Source organism: Clostridium sp. TJA038 (genome assembly GCF_058310255.1).
Window position 1 is genome coordinate 1 of record NZ_JBZEFA010000011.1, and the last position, 19,309, is coordinate 19,309.

General features: G+C 26.5%; 22 protein-coding genes, 3 tRNA genes and 2 rRNA genes. 21 read left to right on the forward strand and 6 right to left on the reverse strand.

The genetic code is table 11. The annotated features are described in order from the left end of the window. The first annotated feature begins 94 nt into the window (after positions 1-94). From rrf (AC4FQV_RS11060) to AC4FQV_RS11080, 5 genes are all read left to right on the forward strand, one after another. A 5S ribosomal RNA gene (gene rrf, locus AC4FQV_RS11060) occupies positions 95-213 on the forward strand. Between the two features lie 6 nt (positions 214-219). Then, a tRNA-Asn gene (locus AC4FQV_RS11065) sits at positions 220-294 on the forward strand. Positions 295-296: 2 nt separating this feature from the next. After that, positions 297-415 (forward strand): 5S ribosomal RNA (rrf, locus tag AC4FQV_RS11070). A gap of 289 nt (positions 416-704) precedes the next feature. Continuing rightward, a tRNA-Phe gene (locus tag AC4FQV_RS11075) sits at positions 705-780 on the forward strand. Positions 781-786: 6 nt separating this feature from the next. Then, positions 787-861, forward strand: a tRNA-Cys gene (locus tag AC4FQV_RS11080). 170 nt (positions 862-1,031) lie between these two features. Here AC4FQV_RS11080 and AC4FQV_RS11085 read toward each other — a convergent pair. Beyond that, a complete protein-coding gene (locus AC4FQV_RS11085) occupies positions 1,032-1,910 on the reverse strand; it encodes a S66 peptidase family protein (protein WP_491165532.1) in 879 nt (292 codons plus the stop codon). A gap of 126 nt (positions 1,911-2,036) precedes the next feature. After that, positions 2,037-2,981, reverse strand: a complete 945-nt coding sequence (locus AC4FQV_RS11090; protein WP_491139945.1) for a magnesium transporter CorA family protein — start codon at positions 2,979-2,981, stop codon at positions 2,037-2,039. Positions 2,982-3,255: 274 nt separating this feature from the next. Here AC4FQV_RS11090 and AC4FQV_RS11095 point away from each other — a divergent pair, with 274 nt between their 5' ends. After that, positions 3,256-3,753: a DUF6106 family protein gene (locus AC4FQV_RS11095; RefSeq protein WP_491139944.1), complete on the forward strand. Its 498-nt coding sequence runs from the start codon at positions 3,256-3,258 to the stop codon at positions 3,751-3,753. Positions 3,754-3,779: 26 nt separating this feature from the next. Here AC4FQV_RS11095 and AC4FQV_RS11100 read toward each other — a convergent pair whose 3' ends face one another. Further along, positions 3,780-4,949, reverse strand: a complete 1,170-nt coding sequence (locus tag AC4FQV_RS11100) for a zinc-binding metallopeptidase family protein (protein ID WP_491139943.1) — start codon at positions 4,947-4,949, stop codon at positions 3,780-3,782. Between the two features lie 159 nt (positions 4,950-5,108). On the opposite strand from AC4FQV_RS11100, the gene AC4FQV_RS11105 reads away from it, so the two are divergent. The 8 genes from AC4FQV_RS11105 (at position 5,109) to fdxA (ending at position 10,330) form a co-directional block, all read left to right on the forward strand. Next, a complete protein-coding gene (locus AC4FQV_RS11105) occupies positions 5,109-5,285 on the forward strand; it encodes a sigma factor G inhibitor Gin (RefSeq protein WP_491139942.1) in 177 nt (58 codons plus the stop codon). Between the two features lie 16 nt (positions 5,286-5,301). Beyond that, positions 5,302-6,726, forward strand: a complete 1,425-nt coding sequence (locus tag AC4FQV_RS11110) for an aminotransferase class I/II-fold pyridoxal phosphate-dependent enzyme (protein WP_491165533.1) — start codon at positions 5,302-5,304, stop codon at positions 6,724-6,726. Between the two features lie 190 nt (positions 6,727-6,916). After that, complete coding sequence (locus tag AC4FQV_RS11115; RefSeq protein WP_491139940.1) at positions 6,917-7,507, forward strand: guanylate kinase; 591 nt, start codon at positions 6,917-6,919, stop codon at positions 7,505-7,507. A gap of 30 nt (positions 7,508-7,537) precedes the next feature. Continuing rightward, the gene (locus AC4FQV_RS11120) at positions 7,538-7,693 is read left to right on the forward strand and encodes a hypothetical protein (protein WP_491139939.1); all 156 of its coding nucleotides are present in this window, start codon (positions 7,538-7,540) and stop codon (positions 7,691-7,693) included. A gap of 121 nt (positions 7,694-7,814) precedes the next feature. After that, positions 7,815-8,144: a cyclic di-AMP receptor DarA gene (darA, locus tag AC4FQV_RS11125; protein ID WP_491139938.1), complete on the forward strand. Its 330-nt coding sequence runs from the start codon at positions 7,815-7,817 to the stop codon at positions 8,142-8,144. Between the two features lie 21 nt (positions 8,145-8,165). Continuing rightward, complete coding sequence (locus tag AC4FQV_RS11130) at positions 8,166-9,089, forward strand: DNA polymerase III subunit delta' (RefSeq protein ID WP_491139937.1); 924 nt, start codon at positions 8,166-8,168, stop codon at positions 9,087-9,089. Between the two features lie 2 nt (positions 9,090-9,091). After that, positions 9,092-9,997: a PSP1 domain-containing protein gene (locus AC4FQV_RS11135; protein ID WP_491139936.1), complete on the forward strand. Its 906-nt coding sequence runs from the start codon at positions 9,092-9,094 to the stop codon at positions 9,995-9,997. Between the two features lie 162 nt (positions 9,998-10,159). Next, positions 10,160-10,330 (forward strand): 4Fe-4S ferredoxin, encoded by a 171-nt coding sequence (gene fdxA / locus AC4FQV_RS11140; RefSeq protein WP_300257591.1) that lies wholly within the window; start codon positions 10,160-10,162, stop codon positions 10,328-10,330. Positions 10,331-10,373: 43 nt separating this feature from the next. Here the strand turns inward: fdxA and AC4FQV_RS11145 are convergent, their stop codons facing one another. Then, on the reverse strand, positions 10,374-11,027 hold the full coding sequence (locus AC4FQV_RS11145; RefSeq protein WP_491165534.1) for an MBL fold metallo-hydrolase: 654 nt from the start codon (positions 11,025-11,027) through the stop codon (positions 10,374-10,376). Between the two features lie 206 nt (positions 11,028-11,233). Between AC4FQV_RS11145 and AC4FQV_RS11150 the strand changes: the two genes are divergently transcribed. The 7 genes from AC4FQV_RS11150 (at position 11,234) to AC4FQV_RS11180 (ending at position 18,561) form a co-directional block, all read left to right on the forward strand. Next, a complete protein-coding gene (locus AC4FQV_RS11150; RefSeq protein ID WP_491139934.1) occupies positions 11,234-11,689 on the forward strand; it encodes a CtsR family transcriptional regulator in 456 nt (151 codons plus the stop codon). 19 nt (positions 11,690-11,708) lie between these two features. Beyond that, complete coding sequence (locus AC4FQV_RS11155; RefSeq protein WP_491165535.1) at positions 11,709-12,209, forward strand: hypothetical protein; 501 nt, start codon at positions 11,709-11,711, stop codon at positions 12,207-12,209. 3 nt (positions 12,210-12,212) lie between these two features. Then, on the forward strand, positions 12,213-13,202 hold the full coding sequence (locus AC4FQV_RS11160) for a protein arginine kinase (protein ID WP_491165536.1): 990 nt from the start codon (positions 12,213-12,215) through the stop codon (positions 13,200-13,202). Positions 13,203-13,226: 24 nt separating this feature from the next. Then, positions 13,227-15,671 carry an ATP-dependent Clp protease ATP-binding subunit gene (locus AC4FQV_RS11165; RefSeq protein WP_491165537.1) on the forward strand — a complete coding sequence of 815 codons (2,445 nt, stop codon included), beginning with the start codon at positions 13,227-13,229 and terminating at the stop codon, positions 15,669-15,671. A 249-nt stretch (positions 15,672-15,920) separates the two neighbouring features. Continuing rightward, the gene (trxB, locus tag AC4FQV_RS11170; RefSeq protein WP_491165538.1) at positions 15,921-16,859 is read left to right on the forward strand and encodes a thioredoxin-disulfide reductase; all 939 of its coding nucleotides are present in this window, start codon (positions 15,921-15,923) and stop codon (positions 16,857-16,859) included. A 3-nt stretch (positions 16,860-16,862) separates the two neighbouring features. Further along, positions 16,863-17,096 (forward strand): glutaredoxin domain-containing protein, encoded by a 234-nt coding sequence (locus AC4FQV_RS11175; RefSeq protein ID WP_491139929.1) that lies wholly within the window; start codon positions 16,863-16,865, stop codon positions 17,094-17,096. Between the two features lie 16 nt (positions 17,097-17,112). After that, positions 17,113-18,561, forward strand: a complete 1,449-nt coding sequence (locus AC4FQV_RS11180; protein WP_491165539.1) for an NADP-dependent glyceraldehyde-3-phosphate dehydrogenase — start codon at positions 17,113-17,115, stop codon at positions 18,559-18,561. A gap of 109 nt (positions 18,562-18,670) precedes the next feature. On the opposite strand, the gene AC4FQV_RS11185 is transcribed toward AC4FQV_RS11180, so the two are convergent. After that, complete coding sequence (locus tag AC4FQV_RS11185; protein ID WP_491139926.1) at positions 18,671-18,898, reverse strand: glutaredoxin family protein; 228 nt, start codon at positions 18,896-18,898, stop codon at positions 18,671-18,673. A 92-nt stretch (positions 18,899-18,990) separates the two neighbouring features. Continuing rightward, the gene (locus tag AC4FQV_RS11190) at positions 18,991-19,152 is read right to left on the reverse strand and encodes a hypothetical protein (protein ID WP_491139925.1); all 162 of its coding nucleotides are present in this window, start codon (positions 19,150-19,152) and stop codon (positions 18,991-18,993) included. Between the last annotated feature and the right edge of the window lie 157 nt (positions 19,153-19,309).

Here is a 19,309-nt window from a genome sequence, read left to right on the forward strand (position 1 = left end):
ACATGTTCAGCTGACCGATACTAATAGATCGAGGGCTTGACCAAATATAGTATTAATTATGTGCAATTTTGAAAGAACAAAGTTCTTTTTAAAATCTGGTGATGATGTTCTTTAGGGTAACACCCGTTTTCCATTCCGAACACGACGGTTAAGCCTATAGAAGCCGATGGTACTGCACGGGAGACTGTGTGGGAGAGTAGGTGGTTGCCAGGTCTATATTCCTCGATAGCTCAATGGTGGAGCACTCGGCTGTTAACCGATAGGCTGGAGGTTCGAGTCCTCTTCGAGGAGCCAAATCTAGTGATAATGCGTTTAAGGGTAACACCCGTTTTCCATTCCGAACACGACGGTTAAGCCTTTTACGGTCGATGGTACTGCACGGGAGACTGTGTGGGAGAGTAGATGGTTGCTAGGTAAGAAAAAGCTTGAAAATTAATTTTCAAGCTTTTATTTTTTTGTTTTTTATTATATTTATTAATTATGAATTTTATATGTGGATATTTTATTTTATAATTTTATCCACAGAAAATAATATTAAAAAATTTTCTTTATTCCTGTGGATAACTTTTTTATTTTAAAATATAACTATTACTTATTTAAAACATTATAAAAAATATATATAAAATTTTAAAAAAAGTGTTGACATATTGATATATTATCTATATAATTAATACTTGTGAAGAGCAAATCTTCTTTTATGGTAAGGCTCGATAGCTCAGTCGGTAGAGCAGAGGACTGAAAATCCTCGTGTCGCTGGTTCGATTCCTGCTCGAGCCACCAGCTTATGGCGCTATAGCCAAGTGGTAAGGCAGAGGTCTGCAAAACCTTTATTCCCCGGTTCAAATCCGGGTGGCGCCTCCATTAAAAACCTCAGTGATTTAACTGAGGTTTTTGCTTTGCAGAAATTTACATATAAACACTAAATTTTATTCCAAACACTAAGAAAAAGTGAATTTATCTTTTAAAGATAAATTCACTTTTTTTATTGATAAAATAGAATATAGTTTATTTTTATTTTATAAAAAATATCTTTAATAATATATATCTATATTTTCTTTTTCAGGATTAAAGTTAAATCTTCCACCTATAGGTAGAGAGATATTTGGATAATCATGTCCGAAAGGCATATTAAATATAATAGGTTTATTATATTCTTTTAAAATAGAATATATAATATTTTTAGTTTGAGAATTATTAGGAGTAAAATGACCTATTAGAAAGCCATTACAATTTTTAAGTTTATTAGATAGTTTTAATTGCATTAAGTATCTATCTATAGAATAATTTTCTTCATTTATATCTTCAATCATTAAAACTTTATTTTCTGTGTTTATTTCATAAGGGGTGCCAATAGAACTACATAATACTGCTAGATTTCCTCCACATAAAGTTCCTTTAAAAAATTTTTTGTTTTTTATAATAAATTCTTTTGTGGAGATTTTTATTTTATTAGAATCGTCTTTTAACATAGATAGAAAACTTTTTTTTGTATTGTTTTCTAAAAAAAAATTTGAATTTACCATAGGAGCATGAAATGTTGTTAATCCTGTCTTTTCTGTTATGTAATTTAGTAAGATTGTTAAATCACTATAGCCACAGAAAATTTTAGGATTTTTTTTTATAATATTTAAGTCTAAATAGGGCATCATTCTTATACAGCCATATCCGCCTCTATAAGCTACTATAGCTTTAATTTCATCATCCTTAAACATGTTAATTAAATCCATAGCTCTTTCTTTATCAGAGGCTCCTAAATAGTCATTTTTTTCTCTTAAATACTTTCCTTCTTTAATTTTAAAACCTAATTTTTTGAATTGTGAAATATTATAATCTAATTCTTTTAAGTTATCTCCACTTGCAGGTGCTATTATACCTATAGTATCTTCTTCATATAATTTCTTAAATTGCATAAAAGCCTCCTAAAAAAGAGAGCAAAAAGTTGCTCTCTATTATTTATATTTAATTATATGCATATTCTTTTTTAGGATTACATTCTTTATACAAATTTTGTACAAAAAACATATGTCTATAAAATTTTAAAACATATCCTTTTTGTATAAAATAAAAGCAATTACACCACATAATATTATAGAGAATCCCATTACGATTTGGAAACCATAAGGATGATGTAATAAAGGTAAATAATCAAAGTTCATTCCATAAATACCAGAAATAACTGTAAGAGTTGACATAAGTATAGTAACTGAAGCTAAAACTTTCATAACTATATTTAAGTTGTTTGAAATAACAGAAGCAAAAAAGTCCATAGTACTTCCTAATATATTACTATAAATTTCTGTCATTTCTATAGCTTGCTTGTTTTCTATTATTACATCTTCTAGCACATCTTTATCTTCTTCATATCTCTGTATTACATCAAGTTTTAACATTTTTTCTAAAGTTATTTCATTAGATTTTAATGAGGTTGAAAAATAAACCAAGGATTTACTTAAAGAATGAAGTTGTACTAGTTCCCTATTTTTCATAGATTTATGAAGCCTTTTTTCTATCATTATACTTTTTTTATCTATTTGTCTTAAATATAAAAGATAATAAGTTGAAACTCTATTTAGAATTTGTAAAATAAATCTTGATTTTTTGAATGAATAAAAATTTCTAACTTTATTTGAAGAAAAATCAGTTAATACTTTACTATTTTTTAGACATACAGTAATTAATTCATTTTTTGTATGAATTATAGCTAATGGATAAGTATCATATGTTAATGAGTTATCCTCCATTTCAGTAAAAGGAATATCCACTATTATTAATATAAAATCTCCTTCAATCTCTATACGAGAGGTTTCTTCATCATCTAAAGGAGCTCTTAAAAATTCTATTGGAACTCCTGTTTTCTTAGAAATTAGAAGTAATTCTTCTTGTGAAGGTGCTATTATATTAACCCAACAACCTGGTTCAAGGGAATCAACTTTTTTTAAAGTTCCGTCGGTTTCGCTTAAAGATTTATATATCTGTATCATTTTGTCCCTCCCAAAGTTTTAAGTTATATTTTGTTTTCAATATCATTAAACAAGTTATTTAAAATAAAATCAAGAGAATTTTTAATAATAATATAGATATAATGAAGAAAGCTATAGAAAAAAAGAGGTACAAGCAATACGTTTCATTTAAACTTTAAATATGGTCAATTAAGATTAAAATTATTAGAATTCTACATTTGTTTAGGTAGAATTAATGTTTGAAAATTAGTATAATGTGATTTGTTTATAATATTAAAAGTCGGGGGATTTTTTAATGGGCACTATGCATAAGGAGGTTGTCAAAAAAAGAAGGGATGTAGCTATTATAATTAGTATAATCTTTATGAGCTTAGCTATAAGCTTAGCTAATTTTTTTGGCAATTTTAAATTTGAATCTTTTAAGGCTGAAAAAGTAACAGATCCAATTTTTATATTTTTAACTTTAGTTATTTTCTATAGAGAATATAGAAAATGCAAAATAAGTTATAAATATTCTATAGTTGCAAATCAACTAATGATTCACAAAGTTAAAGATAATAGTCAATCAACATTAGAGAACATAAAACTAAACAACATTGTTTATTTAGGAAAAGATGACCATAAGGAAGCAAAAGAATTTAAGGTATCATCTTGCAAAAAATATGTTTGTAGTTTATTAGATAGAACAGGACACTATTGTTGTATATATAAAAATGGTGATGTATATAACAAGTTTTATTTTAAACCAAGCAAAACACTTGTTGATAAATTAGAAAAGAATTTAGTGTTTTAAAAAAGAGAGTTTTTAAACTCTCTTTTTTAATATAAACTTTCTCTAGATAGATTAAAAGATTCTTTAACTTCTGATAAAAGGAAATCACTTTCTATAAGGTCTAAGGCTGTTGATATAAGAGAACAGGAAGCTATAAAAGCTTGATTTTGTGCAAAGTTGGTTATAGTTGAATCAGCAAATTCCTTTGTCCCATATTCAATATTGATATTATCAACTATATTTATATATGGATGAATACAAGGGACCTTATGACTTACTGCACCTAAAGAAATTCCAGCATCTATATTTCTAGGTTCTCCTATATTAATAATTCCATTTTCTTTTAAGTTATGACTATATAATCTATTTAACACTTGATTTGATAAAAGCTCCTCATTAGGAGGTTCATAAAGTTCTATAGAACTTTGTAGATTCATAGTGTTAGAAACACAGTTTACTATATTTTTAATTTTATTTTCTATACATTTAGCTATTTTTGTATTATCTGTTCTTATATAGAGTTTACCTTCTGCCTCTATAGGTCTTAAAAGTGGAGTAACCCCACCTTGAGATAAAATGGTGTGTATATTAGCTTTTTTACAGAAACCTTTTGATAAAGAATTTATAATATTAAAGGTTAGCATTATTCCATCTAAAGAAGTAAAGTTATCAAAATCTAAAAAGCTTAGACCATCATGACCTTTAAATGTAACTTTTAAAGGTATTATTGCCTTTGATGTTCCACTTCCAGAGGTTACAATATCAGGATGTGCTGTTAATACTACATCTATATCATCAAAAACACCTTGTCTAACATAAGTAGATTTAGTTCCACCTAAATATTCTCCAGGACATCCAATTAAAATAACTGTTCCACCAACTTTTTCTATTACTTTTCCTAAGCCTATGGCACTTGCAACTGAAATAGTAGTTAGTAGGTTGTGTCCTGTTATATGTCCACCTTTATCTTTAAGGGCATCATATTCACAAAGAAAACATATTTTAGGATAGCCATCTCCTTTCTTTGCATAAAAAGAGGTATCTAAATCTAAAAATTTTTCTCTAACTTCAAAATCCCTATCTCTTAGAAAGCTACATATGTATTTACAAGCATCATACTCTTTATAGCTTTCTTCAGGATTATCATGAAGAAATTTACAAAGATTAAAGAGTGCTTCTTTTTCAGTAGATAAATAAGAAATAACTTCTTGTTTCATTGAAAAAACCTCCTAAATTAGTTATATGTTTAGTTTGTGCTACAATATAAAAAATATTAATTTTTTTATGTAGCTTATAGAAAATTTTAGAAATTTATGTATAGAAAAATATGAGATGGAAAAAATATAAAAAAACAGAATTTTAAGGAGGTTTATTGTATGAACAATTCAATTTGTATTATTTGTGGTAAAGAGGCTCATGGTATAATGATAAGAGGAAAGCTAATATGCACAGAATGTGAAAAAAAGGCTATAAGTTGTGATGTTAATAGCGAATTTTATGAGTTTTATAAAAATAGATTAAAGGAAGAAGTTTATAAAAAGAAATTAGGATAATAAGGAGTGATTTACTTTGAAAAATATTCCTATTATAAATGGAATATCAAAATACTTAAATGATGAAATAGTACCATTTTCTATGCCAGGACATAAAAATGGGAGAGCTTTTAAAGATATTAAAAGATTTCTTATAGATGGAGATTTGACTGAAGTTGAAGGGTTAGATAATTTACAAGAACCAGAGGGAATAATTAAAGAAGCAGAGGATAAACTAAGCGATTTATATAAGAGTTATAAAAGTTATTTTTTAGTAAATGGTAGCACTTGTGGAAACTTAATAATGATTTTTTCAGCTTTTAAAGAAGGAGATAAAGTCTTAGTTGAGAGAAACTGCCACAAGAGCATAATGAATGGAATAATACTTAGAAAATTAAAGCCAGTTTTTATAAATAATATTTTTCATTCTAAATTAAAAGCACCTGTTGGAATAGATTTAAATCATTTAAAGAGCCAATTAAGTTTAAATAAAGATGTAAAAGGAATAATTTTAACTTATCCAAATTATTATGGGGTAGGTGTAAATATAAATGAAACTATAAATTTATGTAAAAATTTAAATTTAAGAATTTTAATAGATTCAGCTCATGGAGCACATTTTGGTTTTAATAAATTACTTCCAAATAGTGTACAAGATTTAGAAGTTGATATGGTTGTTATGAGTGCCCATAAAACATTACCAAGTTTAACTCAAACAGCATGGCTTCATGTAAATAATAAGAAATTTATTGATGAAGTAGAGTTTTATAAAAATATATTTATGAGTACAAGTCCTTCATATATGTTTATGATGACTTTAGATTATTCAAGAGATTTCTTAGAGAATTATTCTAACTTAGCATATAATGATTTATTTAATAACATAGAAAATTTTAAAAATGATATAAAAGATTTAAATTATTTTAAAATACTAGATGATGAATTTTTAATAAATGGATTAGATAAAGATATTAATTTAGATGATATTGAGATTGATAAAAGCAGAATAGTTTTTAATTTAAGTGATGGATTAAATGGAAACAAGCTATCTAATTATTTAAGGGATAAAAAAATACAATGTGAAATGAGTGATAATAAAAATCTTGTTTTGATACCTTCTCCTTTTAATACTAAGAAAGATTTTCTATTACTTAGTGAAGCTTTAAAGGAATGTGATATTAATCTTCTTAAAGAAGAAGAGGTTGATTTTTATTTAACAGATTTACCTAAGAAAAAATTAGAACCTTTTGAAGTTTTAAATTTAGAATATGAAAAGTTAGATATAGATAAATGTGAGAATAAAGTTGTAGCAGAAAATATAGTTCCTTATCCACCAGGAGTTCCTATGTTAATAATGGGAGAAGTTATTGATAAAAATCATATTAAACTTATTAAGGAATATATGAAAAATAATATTGATATAATAGGTATAAAAAATAAAAAAATTAAGGTAATAAAATAAATATTTTAGGTTGTGTTTAAAATCATAAAAATAAAAATCTAATGTATTGTTATTTATATGATTTTGTACAACCTTTTTATGTTTTTCTACAAAAATAGTATTAAATTATTTGATATAATAATTTTTAGGTTAAAATTAAAAATTGTTTAAATGGTATTTTATAAATTATTTTATATAGATTGGAGCAAATATGGGTAAAATATTTTGTATAATGGGAAAAAGTGGTTCTGGAAAAGATACTATCTTAAAAGAAATCAATAAAATAAAGGATTTAAATTTAAAAACTATTGTTACATATACAACAAGACCAAAAAGAAGTAATGAAACTAATGGAGTAGAATATTTTTTTATAAATAAAGAAAAGTTAGAAGAATTTAAAAATGAAGGAAAAATAATAGAATGTAGAGTTTATAATACTGTTCATGGAAAGTGGTATTATCTAACTGTTGATGATGGACAAATAAATTTAGAGAAGAATAATTATATAGTTATTGTAACCTTAGAGGCTTATTCAAATTTTAGAAAATACTTTGGAGATGATAAATTAGTTCCTCTTTATATAGATTTAGATGATGGAATTAGACTTGAAAGAGCTTTAAAAAGGGAGAGAGAAGAAAAAAATCCTAATTATAATGAGATGTGTAGAAGATTTTTGGCAGATAGTGAAGACTTTAGTAAAGATAAATTATTAAAAAATAATATACTAAAAAAATATAATAATAATGATTTAAAAGAATGTATAGATGAAATAGAAAAAGTAATAAGAAGTAATTTCAAATAAAATGTTAAATTAAGAGGGGAGAGAGAAAAAATGAAGAATGCTTTAAAATTAATATTTATTGGATTTTTATTAGTTTTAGTAGGAATATATTTAGCAGTTTCTGATATAGACCCGTATGGTCTTAATAAGGTTATAACTATTATAGGAGTTGTCTTAGCTGGTTTTGGTATAAAAGGAATAAAATAAAACTATTATTTAGATAGCTTAAAATAAAGTAATAATAACTTTTTGGTTTAGAATTAAAAATAATGATATAATTATTAAAAACATAAATTTGATTTGGGTAGAGAGATTAGGAGGCGTTAATATGAAATTAGTAATAGCCATAGTTCAAGATGATGATGCGTTAGATTTAGTTGATGCTTTAAATGATAAGGGGTATAGCGTTACTAAATTAGCTACAACAGGAGGATTTTTAAAATCAGGAAATACTACTCTTTTAGCTGGAGTTAAAAAAGAGAAGGTAGATGATGTTATAGCAATAATAAAGGAAGTATGTCAAACAAGAAAAGGCGTAATAACTTCCCCAGCAAATGTTTCTGAACCAGGAGGGGTATATATACCTTATCCTATGGAAGTTCAAGTAGGTGGAGCTACAGTTTTTGTAGTTGATGTAGATAAGTTTGTAAAAATTTAAATATGAAAGGAAAGTGCATAAATGATAGGTCATAAAAAAGTTATAGATAGATTTAGTAAAAGTGTAAGTAGAAATGCGCTTTCCCATGCTCATTTAATTATTGGTGAGGATGGCATAGGAAAAAGTCTTGTGGCAGAGGTCTTTGCATATAAGATTTTAGGAATACCATCTAGAAAAGAACATGTAGACATTATTAATTATAAATCTGAAAAAAGTTCTTTTGGAGTTGATTTAGTAAGAAATATAATAGAAGAAGCTAGTAAAAAACCTTATGAAGGTGATAAAAAGGTTATTATAATTCATAATGGTGAAAAGCTTACTGTTGCAGCGCAAAATGCTCTTTTAAAGACTATAGAAGAACCTCTTTCAGGTATTTTTATAATAATTTTAAGTAATAATTTAGAGGCGATTTTAGAAACTATAAGGTCTAGATGTCAAATTCATAGATTAGCACCTCTTAGTAAAGAGGAAATAAATTTATATATAAATGAAAAGTATAGATATATAGATGAAGATTTGCGTAAGACTCTTATATCTTTTAGTGAAGGTATTCCTGGAAGAGTAGATAAATTTATGAATGACCAAATATTTAAGGAAATAAGAAACTCTGTTTTAGAAATGTTTAAAGACATAGGAAAGGGAAATATAGGCCTTCCTATAAAGTATTCAGATAAATTTAATTCTATGAAGGGAAATGAAGAAGAAGTTTTAGAAACTATTACAACTTTTGCAAGAGATGCTATAGTTTATAAGGAAATAGAGAATAATCTATCCATAATAAATGGAGATAAAATAGAGGATATAAAAGAAATTGCTAATAATTTATCTTATAAGAAATTAAGTAGGATAATAAAATTAGTTAATGAAGCGAGAAATAATTTGAGAAGCAATACTAATTTATGGATAACTTTAGATAGTATGTTAATTAGTATATTGGAGGAATAAAAATGATAGAAGTAATAGGTGTCAGATTTAAAAAAGCTGGTAAGATATATTACTTTGGTCCTAATGGTATAGAAATTAAAAAGGGACAGAATGTAATTGTTGAAACTGCTAGAGGTGTTGAGTTTGGAGAATGTGTAATAGGCATAAGAAAAATAGATGAAGAAGATATAGTAGCACCTTTAAAATCAGTTTTAAGATTAGCAACAGAAGAAGATATAAATAAACATAGAGAAAATAAGGCTAAAGAAGTTGAAGCTTTTGAAATATGTTTAAAAAAGATAGAAGAACATAATTTAGTAATGAAATTAATAGATGTAGAATATACTTTTGATAATAATAAGGTAATATTTTATTTTACAGCTGAAGGTAGAGTTGATTTTAGAGAATTAGTAAAGGATTTAGCAACTATATTTAAAACTAGAATAGAGCTTAGACAAATAGGTGTTAGAGATGAAGCTAAGATGATAGGAGGACTTGGTCCTTGTGGAAGACCTCTTTGTTGTTCTACCTTCTTAGGAGATTTTGCATCTGTTTCAATAAAAATGGCTAAAGAGCAAAGTTTATCATTAAATCCTACTAAAATATCAGGAATATGTGGTAGACTTATGTGTTGTTTAAATTATGAACAAAGTACTTATGAAGAAATAAGAAAAGAACTTCCAAGAGTAGGTTCTATAGTTGAAACTGAATTTGGAAAAGGTGAAGTTGTAGCTAATAATGTTTTAAAAGAATTAGTAAGAGTGAAGTTACCAAGAAAGAATGAAGAGATTATACAAGACTTTAAAATGTATGATGTAAAATTAATTTCAGGAACTTATGAAGGTGAAGTTGAAGATAACAATATTAGATTAGAAATTACAGATGAAGCTGATAAGGCTTTAATTAAAAATTTAATAAAAGAAAATTAAAAAACAATACGGTATGGGGGTATTTCTTAGCATAGTTATTATAATTTTGTTAGAATACTCTAAATATGCTTAAATATAGAGATTAAATACTTTAAAAGTTAGAAGAAATGTGATAATATAAATATGGTATTTTTATACCAACATTTTAGGAGGTGTTTTATTATGGCATACAAAATATTAGACACATGTGTAAGCTGTGGAGCATGCGCTGCTGAGTGTCCTGTAGATGCAATATCACAAGGAGATACTCAATTCGTTATAGATGCAGATACTTGTATCGAATGCGGAAACTGCGCTAATGTTTGTCCAGTAGGTGCACCAGTTCAAGAATAATATTATTTAAAGATCATCTTAGGATGATCTTTTTTTATTATATTTAAATACTTTCTTCAGAAGAAATATCTAATATTTTTATAGTTGATTTATTAGGTAAAGAATTTTCTGAAACAGAAAGTATTTTTTCTTTAATTACAGGGTATGCTTTCATTTTTATTAGAAATTTATCTATAGTATTTAATTGAAAATTTAATTTAGTTGTTTTATAGTGCATAGGTATTATATATTTTGGATTTATCTTGTTTATTAACTTTTTTAAATCATCTATAGAAATAGTAAATTCTTCTCCTACAGGCACAAATAAAATATCAATATTACCTAGTTGTTTTATTTGCTTTTCAGAAAGCATATGACCTAAGTCTCCTAAATGACAAAGATTTAAATTATCACAGGTTATTTTAAATATAAAATTTCTATCTCTTTTTAAACCAAAACAATTATCATGGAAAGAAAAGAAAGATTTTACCTTACAAAAGGTGTTTTCGTAATTTACTAATTCTTTTAAAATTTTTGTTTTGTCTTTTATATATTTTGTGCAATTATGGTCAAAATGCATATGACTTATTGTAACCAAATCTATATCTCCCCTATAAGGCTTATAGCCTATATCAAAGTCAAAGGGGTCTAATAATATACGTTTTCCTAAGTTTGTTTTTATTAAAAAGCAGGAATGTCCTAACCAATAAATATTCATTAAAAAATCCTCCTATAAAAATTATTTTTATTATTGACACATATAATAGAAATAAACATAAAATATAAGAATAATTTTGGTAAATTAAAACATTTATATAAAAATAATCTATTATCTCCTGTATTACATTGATTAAGTATGGCAAATGTATTAATATATATTGTGTATTAAGGTCAGTAAAGGTCAAATTTTGAGGAGTGATATATATGGCTAAATTGTCAGATTCAATAGAGGATTTTTTAAAAAAATTATTAGATGAAACAGAAGATAATAATTTAATGATAAGAAGAAATGAATTAGCAGAAAAATTTAAATGTGCACCTTCACAGATAAATTATGTTTTAACTACTAGATTTACTTATGAAAAAGGATATCTCATAGAAAGTAGAAGGGGTGGCGGAGGATACATTGTTATAAAAAAGGTAGTTCATGAAGTCCATGCAGATAGAAGAGATTTAATCTATGATGAGATAGGCAAAGGCATTACATACCATAATGCAGCAGCTATTATAGATAATTTGCTTGAACATAATATAATTGATGAAAAAGCAGCAAATCTTACTAAAGTTGCTATAAATGATAGAACGCTACAAAGTTCTAAAAATATAAATGAAACTAGAGCAGATATATTTAAAGCTTTACTTATGGTATTACTTAAGTAATTTATAGGAGTTGAAAATATTGCTTTGTAATAATTGTAATAAAAATAAAGCTACAATTAATTTGTTAAAAAAGAATAAAGGAAAAAATGAGAGTTTTATGCTTTGTGAAATGTGTGCTTTAGAGGTAATGAAGTTAACCTTAGATGATGAAAATAAGGGGTTAGATGAGTTCTTAGCATATTTAAATAAGTATATAGATTCAATGGGGAGTTTAGGAAAAAATTTATTATGTGATAAGTGTGGAACAGATATTAGAGATTTTAAAAAAAATAATTTTTTAGGATGTCAAAACTGTTATGAGATTTTTAGGGAAGATGTATTAGATTTTTTAACATCAAATAATTTAGGTTTAAAACATATAGGAAAGGAACCTAAAACTATAAGTAAGGAGCTTAAAATAATACAATTATCTATTTTAGAAGAAAAATTAAAAATTAATATACTAAAAGAAAAGTTTGAAGAAGCTACTATTATAAAGAAGAAAATTTTAAATTTAAAAGAAGAATTAAGGGAGGAATAGATTTTGTTTAAATATATTTCTCCTATTAATAATAGCATTATAATTGCTTCTAAAGTTAAGATTTATAGAAATTTTGAAGGACTTAAATTTAGAAAATCTTTAGAACCTAAGGAAGATACAGAAATTTTAAACTTAGTAATAGAGGTTTTAAAAGAAAAGAACTTTTTAGAGAAATCTTATTTATTTAAAGATAAAGAAGAAGAGGAAGATATCTTATATAAGGATATTGATTTTATACATGAAAAAAATAAATATATAACCTTTGAAAAAAAGAGAGATTTTAATGTGTTTTTGAATGAAGATGAGCATATTGGGATAGAATGTACAAATGGTGGACTAAGTTTAAATGAAATTTATAATAAAGCAAATATGTTAGAGAGTTTTATAGAAGAAAGAAGAGATTATGCTTTTGATATGGAGTTTGGATACTTAACATCAAATATAAAAAATTTAGGAACTGCTTTAAGGGGGAGTGTTTTTATTCATCTTCCTTTAATAAGCTATTATAATTCAATAAATTTATTAAAAGAGTATTTAAGTACACAAGGTTTTGGCTTAAGAGATGTATTTAATTCAAGGAAACTAAGGTATAGCAATATTTATGAAATATATAATAAAAATACTATAGGAATTAAGGAAGAGGATATTTTAGAATCACTTAAAGCTATTAGCAATCAAATTGTTTTAAAAGAAAAGATGAAAAGAGATAATATTTCTTATGAAGATTATCATAAATTAAATAAAGAAATTCTAAACTCTTTAGAAACTATAAAAGAAATTGATTCAATAGAAGAAGAAAAGGCTTTAAAAGTTTTATCAAATATAAGATTAGGAATTGAAAGTGGAATTATAAAGGATATTTCACTAAATTCAATAAATTCTATTCTTACAAAGATTCATCCTAATATAATAAATCATTTTAATGAGTATGAATTTTTAAAAGACTTAAATAAAAAAAGAGCTTATATTATTCAAAATTCTTTAATCACATAAAATTTTAATAGTAGGAGGTAAAAGATGCGTCTTGATAATTTTAATGAAAATTCCAAAGTAGTTATTAAAAAGGGAAAAGAAAGCTCTTTAAGGTTAAATCACGGTTATATGGGGACAGAGCATTTATTAATTGGATTAATAAATGAAAATGGACAATGTTCTAAAATTTTAGAGGAAAGTAATATAACAGAAGAAAAAGTGCTTAGTTTTATTAAGTTATATGTTGGAATTGGAGAAGTTAATTATAGTTTAGATGAAGTACCTTTTACTCCTAGATGTAAAAAAGTTTTAGAAAGAAGTATGGAGATTTCAAGAGATTATGGACACATAGTTTCAAGACCTGAACATATATTATTATCATTGTTACAAGAAAAAGACGGCGTAGCTAGATTTATTATGAATAAAATAGTAAAAAGCGATATAGATTCAATAAGCATAAAGTTAAATAATGTTTTAGGAAAGATAACAAATAAAGATAATAAAAATGTAAGGGAAAAAGAAAAGATTAAAAAAAGAGATATACCAACTTTAAACCTTTATGGAATAAATTTAATAGAGAAAGCAAGTAACAATAAATTAGACCCAGTCATTGGAAGAGAAGATGAAACACAAAGGCTTTTAGAAATACTTTGTAGAAGAATGAAAAATAATCCTTGTCTAATTGGAGAGCCAGGGGTTGGAAAAACAGCCGTTGTTGAAGGGTTGGCTCAAAAAATAGTTTTAGGAGAAGTACCTGAAAATATACAAGAAAAAGTTATATTTACCCTAGATGTTACTTCTATGCTAGCAGGAGCTAAGTATAGAGGAGAATTTGAAGAAAGACTTAAAAAGGTAATAAAAGAGGTTAAAGATTCAGAAGATATTATACTTTTTATAGATGAGATACACAATATTGTAGGAGCAGGAGGAGCAGAGGGAGCTATTGATGCTTCTAATATTTTAAAGCCAGCCTTAGCAAGAGGAGAAATACAATGTATAGGAGCAACTACAATAGAGGAATATAGAAAGAATTTTGAAAAAGATTCAGCCTTAGAAAGAAGATTTCAACCTATAATGGTTAAAGAGCCAAGTAAAGAAAATTCTATTTTAATTTTAAAAGGATTAAAGGAAAAATATGAAATTCATCATAATGTTAAATTGACAGAAGAAGCTATAGAATCTGCAGTTAGTTTATCAAGTAGATATATAACTGATAGATACTTACCAGATAAAGCGATAGATTTAATTGATGAGGCTTCAGCAAAGGTTAGAATTGATAGTTTAAAAGTTCCTAAGGAGTTTTTAAAATTAGAAGAAGAAATAAATTCTTTAAGAGAAAAAAAGGAAGAAGCTATAAGATTACAAGATTTTGAGTTAGCAGCAAAACTAAGAGATGATGAAAATATATTAGAAGAAAGTTTACAAGAGAAAAGGAATTTATGGAGAGAAGAAAGTTATAACAAGGTTCATGATGTGAAAAAAGAGGATATTGCACGAGTTGTTTCTAAATGGACTCAAATACCAGTTGAGAAACTTACAGAAAAAGAATCTCTTAAACTTTTAAATCTAGAAGAGAATTTAGGTAAAAGAGTAATTGGACAATTAGAAGCTATAAAAACAATATCAAAAGCTGTAAGACGTTCAAGGGTGGGATTAAAAGACCCTAAAAGACCTATTGGTTCATTTGCTTTTTTAGGACCAACAGGAGTTGGTAAAACAGAGCTTTGCAAAGCTTTAGCAGAAGCTATGTTTGGAGATGAAAACAAATTTATAAGGCTTGATATGTCAGAATATATGGAGAAAAATGGTGTGTCTAGACTTATAGGTGCTCCTCCTGGATATGTTGGGTATGAAGAAGGAGGACAGCTTACAGAGAAGGTTAGAAAAAATCCATATTCAGTAATACTTTTTGATGAAATAGAAAAAGCACATTCAGATATATTTAATATTTTACTTCAAATTCTAGAAGATGGTATTCTTACAGATGGAAAAGGTAAAACTGTAGATTTTAAAAATACAATTATAATAATGACTTCTAATATTGGAGCAGATAAATTAGATAAAAAAAGTTCACTTGGATTTAGTGCTAAAGATGATAAAGAAAAAGATTATGATAGAATGAAAAATATTATGATTGAAGAATTAAAACAAAACTTTAAGCCAGAGTTTATAAATAGATTAGATGATATAGTTGTTTTTCATAGCTTAGAAAAAGAGCATCTTTTAGAAATAGTGGACCTTATGATTTATTCTTTAAAGGAAAGATTAGAAGACTTAAAGCTTTCCTTATGTTTTTCTAAGGAATGTAAGGAGTTTTTAGTTAAGAAGGGTACTGAGTTAAAGTATGGTGCTAGACCTTTAAGAAGAGTTATAACTAAGTATGTTGAAGATAAGTTAAGTGAAGAATTATTAAATGGAAATATATTAGTTGGTTCTAAAGTTGAAGTTTTTTTAGAAGAGGATACTTTAAAATTTAAAAATATTATTTAATAAAAAGGTAAGACTATTTATTTTTATAGTCTTACCTTTTTATTAATGTATTAGATTTTAGAATATAATATGGTTTTTTAGTCAGAATAAGAATAAATTATTAAAAAAATATAATTAATAATAATTATTATTGAAAAATTGTTTAACAAGGAGTATAATTAATAAAAAAAGAGGTACCCTTAGGGGGTACATAGAATAATATATCATATAATACAAATAATAAATTTAACCTCAGTAAGGAGTGTTAGTATGGATAAAAAAGAAAAAGAATTAGATTTAATAATAATTGGAGGAGGTCCTGCAGGACTAACTTCTGCTATATATGCTTCAAGAGCTAAGTTAGATACTTTAGTTTTAGAGAATAATTTAGTTGGTGGGCAAGTAAGGTCAACTTACACAGTTGAAAACTATCCAGGATTTATTGAAATAACAGGAAATGAACTTGCAGATAAGATTCAAGCTCAAGCTGAAGCCTGTGGATCTAATATAGATGAATTTGATTTTATAGAAAAGGTTTATCTAAAGGATGATGAAAAAATAATAGAAACTGGTGAATATATATATAAGCCAAAGGCTGTAATAATAGCTACAGGAGCAACACCTAAAAAATTACCAATCCCAAGTGAAAGTAAATATTTAGGTAAGGGTGTGCATTATTGTGCAGTATGTGATGGAGCTGTTTATAAAGATGAAGTTGTAGCAGTTGTAGGCGGTGGAAATGCTGCTTTAGAAGAGGCTTTATATTTATCAAATATAGTTAAAAAAGTAATTGTTATAAGGAGATATGATTATTTCCGTGCAGAGGCTAAAACATTAGAAGCTGCAAGTAAGAAGGAAAATATTGAAATAATGTATAACTGGGATTTAGTTGATGTTTTAGGAGGAGAATTTGTTGAAGCTGCTAAAATAAGAAATACTAAAACTCAAGAAGAAAAGGAAATTACTATAAATGGGGTTTTTGGTTATATAGGTACAGAACCAAAAACTGCTATGTTTAGAGAATATATAAATATAAAAGATAATGGTTATATTGAAAGTGATGAAAATATGAGAACAAATGTTAAGGGTGTCTATGTAGCAGGAGATGTTAGAGATAAAATGTTTAGACAAATAACTACTGCTGTTTCAGATGGAACTATAGCAGCCTTACATGCAGAAAAATATATTTCAGAAATAAAGGAGAGATAATTTATGGTAAAGGTATATTCAGTTGAATGGTGTGGACCATGTAATAAACTAAAAAAATATTTAGAAAAAGTAGGAGTTCCATATGAAACAATAACAGTTGCAGATGGAAAAGAAGATAGAAATGAAGTTTTAGAAGTTTCAGGTCAAAGATCAGTTCCAGTAGCCGTAATTGGAGATGAAGTAATAGTTGGATTTGATAAAGAAAAAATAGATAATGCAATATCTAAATTAAAATAGTGAAGGATGAATTTTAATGAATACAAAAGAAAATGTTTTTTATAACTTTATGGGTGGAAGTTTTTATAAAGATACATCAGATAAATTAATTGATATAAAATCACCTATAGATGGTAGCTTAGTTGGAAAAATTCAAAGCTTATCTAGGGAAGATGTAGATAAGATTATTGATAATGCAGAAAAAGCTCAGAAATCTTGGAATGAAGTTCCTTTAAATGAAAGAGCTGATATTCTTTATAAAACTGCTGATTTATTAGAAGAGCATAAAGAAGAATTAGCAAATATAATGATAAGAGAAGTTGCTAAGGATAAAAAAAGTGCTTTATCAGAGGTTAGTAGAACAGCTGATTATATAAGATTTACAGCAGATGCAGCTAAGGGAATGGATGGAGAAAGTATTCCATCAGATAATTTTCCAGGCTTTAATAGAAGTAAGATATCAGTTGTAACAAGAGAACCTTTAGGGGTTGTTTTAGCAATATCACCTTTTAACTATCCTGTAAATTTATCAGCATCAAAGATAGCACCTGCTATAGTTGCTGGAAATAGTGTTGTTCTTAAACCAGCAACTCAAGGTGGGTTATCAGCATTGTATTTAGCTAAAATGTTTCATGATGCTGGACTTCCTGGAGGGGTTTTAAATACTTTAACAGGAAGAGGAAGTGAGATTGGAGATTATTGTGTAACTCACGATAAAATAGATTTTATAAACTTTACAGGAAGTACAGAGGTAGGAAGAAGAATTTCTCAAATAACAGTTATGAAACCTCTTCTTATGGAGCTTGGTGGTAAAGATGCAGCTATAGTTTTAGAAGATGCAGATTTAGATTTAACTGTTAATAATATAATTTCTGGAGGATATTCTTATTCAGGACAAAGATGTACAGCTGTAAAAAGAATATTAGTAATGGATTCTATTGCTGATAAATTAATTTATAAATTAAAAGAAAAAATAAGTAAATTAAAAATGGGAAATCCACTAGAAATAGAGGATGTTACTATAGTACCTCTTATAGATAATAAAGCAGCAGACTTTGTTATGGAGCTTATAGAGGATGCAAAAGATAAAGGAGCTACTTTAATATGTGGAGGAAATAGAGAAGGTAATTTAATAGAGCCTACTTTATTTGATAATGTAACTACAGATATGAGATTAGCTTGGGAAGAACCTTTTGGTCCAGTTTTACCTATTATAAGAGTAAATAGTAAAGATGAAGCTATAGATATAGCTAATGCTTCTAAATATGGATTACAATCTTCTGTATTTACTAAAGATATAAATGAAGCTTTTTATATTGCAGATAAATTAGAGGTTGGAACTGTTCATGTTAATAATAAAACTGAAAGAGGACCTGACCATTTCCCATTCTTAGGAGTAAAATCTTCAGGAATGGGTACACAGGGAATAAGATATTCAATAGAAGCTATGTCTAGACCAAAGGCAACAGTAATTACAATAAGATAATAATTTAAAAATAAAATACTTAAACCTATACCTAAAAGCTACAAATAAAATTATTTGTAGCTTTTTTAAAATGAAAAAGAGAGATGAAATTCATCTCTCTTTTGTGTTCCTATTGTCCTAAAGCTTTGTCTATAGCATTTTTATCGAAACCAACTATTATAGTTCCATTTATATCTAAAACAGGAACACCCATTTGTTTACTCTTTTTAAGCATATCTTCTCTAGCAACCATATCTGTTTGAACATTTAAATCTTCAAACTCAACGTTTTTTGATTTAAGATATTGTTTTGCTTTAACGCACCATGGACAAGAGTTTGTTGAATAAACCTTTACCATATTATCATCTCCTATGCTAATTATTTTTAATATATATTTATTTTAAGTATTAAAAGTGTATAAAATATGTGATTTAAATCAATAAAAACCATTTATTTAATTTGACCATCATTTAAATGATCATTAAATATTAAGTTATGCATTGTATCCTCATTATTAACAAAGGAGGATAAAGTAGTTAAAGGTCTATTAGAAGTATGTAAGGGGTTTTCTGAAACTACATAGTTATGATTAAATTTATCCTTTAAATTCAAGGCAATCCCTCCTGCTTTTTGTTTATAGTATTTGATAAAATTAAGTTATATATTCACTAAGATTTATAAAAGTGGAAAATATTTAAGGATAAATGATAAAATATAACATAGACTAAAGAGATAATATAAAAAAGAATGTATAGTGGTCTAGACAACT